Here is an 856-nt window from a genome sequence, read left to right as displayed (position 1 = left end):
AAGATTCTCGGCCCGATCAGTGCCGCGAACATCGAAGTCGACATGATCGTGCAGAACGTCGCGCACGATAACACCACCGACTTCACCTTCACCGTACACCGCAACGACTTCCAGGCTGCACAGAACGTGCTGGAAAACACTGCTCGTGAGATCGGTGCCCGTGAAGTGGTTGGCGACATCAAGATTGCCAAGGTCTCGATCGTCGGCGTCGGCATGCGTTCCCACGCAGGCGTGGCCAGCCGCATGTTCGAATCGCTGGCAAAAGAAAGCATCAACATCCAGATGATCTCGACTTCGGAAATCAAGGTTTCCGTGGTGATCGAAGAGAAGTACCTGGAATTGGCCGTGCGCGCTCTGCACACGGCTTTCGAACTGGATGCGCCGGCCCGTCAAGGCGAGTAATTCCGTTCAACTGAAGGGCGCGGTCTGACCGCGCCCTTTATTTTTTTGAATGGCGTGAGCCCTGACTGTTCTTTTGCTCGCGCTGGTCAATACTCAGGCATGTAGGGCTACGATCGCTCCGGTTGTAGGTCGGGTGCCTTTTTTTTGCAGACTGTTGTCCCTGAACTGAATTGCGTAAGGAGAAAGGTATGCTGATTCTGACCCGTCGGTGCGCAGAAAGCCTGATTATCGGTGACGGCGAAATCACCGTGACCGTGCTCGGCGTTAAAGGAAACCAAGTGCGCATCGGTGTGAACGCGCCGAAAGAGGTTGCCGTGCACCGTGAGGAAATTTACCTGCGTATAAAGAAAGAGAAGGACGAAGAACCAAGCCATTAATTTTTATCGATTTTTATGTTTGCAAACGGGGAAAAGGTTGGTTAAGATACGCCCCGTGTTGCGGAGAGCTGGCCGAG

At 53.7% G+C, this 856-nt stretch carries 2 protein-coding genes; both read left to right on the top strand.

Annotated features, from left to right (window positions below; genetic code table 11):
- Nucleotides 1-402 (top strand): ACT domain-containing protein (locus ACIP66_RS25160; protein ID WP_400651717.1); only part of this gene is annotated, 402 nt, incomplete at its 5' end.
- 188 nt (nucleotides 403-590) lie between these two features.
- Entirely contained in the window at nucleotides 591-779 is a 189-nt protein-coding gene (gene csrA / locus ACIP66_RS25155) for a carbon storage regulator CsrA (RefSeq protein ID WP_002554426.1), read from the top strand.
- Nucleotides 780-856 lie beyond the last annotated feature (77 nt).

Source organism: Pseudomonas sp. NPDC088429, from assembly GCF_044753305.1.
Taxonomy (GTDB): Bacteria; Pseudomonadota; Gammaproteobacteria; order Pseudomonadales; family Pseudomonadaceae; genus Aquipseudomonas; species Aquipseudomonas rustica.
The sequence above is the reverse complement of the archived record's forward strand: the minus strand, read 5'-3'. Positions and strand labels throughout refer to the sequence as shown.

Bases quoted from the DNA above. Each gene is read 5' to 3' on its own strand.
- csrA (WP_002554426.1), top strand. From the start codon at position 591: ATGCTGATTCTGACCCGTCGGTGCGCAGAAAGCCTGATTATCGGTGAC.